1 protein-coding gene is annotated in these 1,351 nt (G+C 48.6%); it reads left to right on the top strand.

Features of this window, described 5'->3' with window-relative positions:
- The first annotated feature begins 9 nt into the window (after positions 1 to 9).
- Positions 10 to 1,035, top strand: coding sequence for an FAD:protein FMN transferase (locus tag ACTHUT_RS20740; RefSeq protein ID WP_440419691.1), 1,026 nt, complete (start codon positions 10 to 12; stop codon positions 1,033 to 1,035).
- The last annotated feature ends 316 nt before the right edge of the window (positions 1,036 to 1,351 follow it).

Genomic DNA, 1,351 nt, shown 5'->3' with positions numbered 1-1,351 from the left:
GAATACTCCATGTCCATCCCGGTAACGCGCCGCCGTTTCCTTGCCATCGCCGCCACACTTGCTGCCGGCGTTGGTATTCCCTTTGCCATTAGCCGCAGAACCAATCAGCCGACTCATCCGGCCAGCCTGAATCAAGAAGAGCAGCCAGTTATTTGGAGAGGCATTGTATTGGGTTCGGGGGCGGAATTGCGTTTGTTCGGCGTTGAGCGCAAGCAGGCGGAAATATTGGTCAACAAAGTATTGGCGGAAGTTTCACGGTTGGAAAAAATCTTCAGCCTGTATCGGGACGACAGCCTGATCAGCCGTTTAAACCGAGAAGGCCGTCTGAAAAATCCGCCATCCGATTTTTTGCAGCTGCTCAGCATCAGCCGAGATATCCATCAGCTGACGCAGGGTGCATTTGATCCCAGCATTCAGCCTTTGTGGAATCTGTATGCCGACCATTTCAGGCGAAACCCAAAAACCGAAATGCCGCCATCCGCACGCAGTATCAAAGACACGCTCAAATTAGTGGATTTCAACAAAGTCGATTTTGATACCAAAGAAATCCGTTTTGCCCAAAAAGGCATGGGCTTGTCGCTCAACGGCATTGCGCAGGGTTATATCACTGATAAAGTAGTCGAATTATTAAAGCAGCAAGGCGTTACCCAAGCATTGATTGATATGGGGGAGATTTACGGCTTTGATAATGCCAACCAGCGCGAGTGGAATGTCAGCATTCGCAATCCTGACCAAGAAGACCAAATCCTAACCACCATTGCCATGAAAAACCAAGCCTTTGCCACATCGGGCGGCTATGGCACGGTAATGGACGAAGCTGCCAAATTTACCCATCTTTTTGATCCGCGTACAGGCGGAAGCCAACCGCGTTATAAAAGCATGAGCGTCATGGCGGAGAGTGCGGCGGTTGCCGATGCCTTTTCTACAGCGTTCTCCATTATGGATGAGGCGGCCATCCGTACTGCGGCTCAAGTTAAAAAGGCACAGGTTTGGCTGGTGATGCCGAATAATGAATTGAAGAAGATTGGAAGTTGAGGAGAAGGGCGGCCTTGCCTGCAATTTTGGCTATGTGTATAGGGCAGGGAAGGCTTGATTGCTGAAAAAATGGAAGATAAAAAAGAAGGGCTGCCCAAGGGGGGGCAACCCTGAAACTCTTGCAGCTGGGAGTAATTAGCAAGAGATTACGACACTTAAAACAAAAATTCACTCATTTCAAAGCACGAAGCTTTAATATCTAAGCAATACGGTATTTCGACCGCTCAAACCCCTTCGATACGGAGAAACACAACATACTATAGGAAAATCCGACAAAGTGGTTTGAAGCAATTCAGATGAACGGTCTGTAATGCAG

The organism is Neisseria sp. P0022.S010 (assembly GCF_051956635.1).
The sequence above is the reverse complement of the archived record's forward strand: the minus strand, read 5'-3'. Positions and strand labels throughout refer to the sequence as shown.

Coding starts and splice junctions, on each gene's coding strand:
- ACTHUT_RS20740 (WP_440419691.1), top strand. CDS start 10: ATGTCCATCCCGGTAACGCGCCGCCGTTTCCTTGCCATCGCCGCCACA.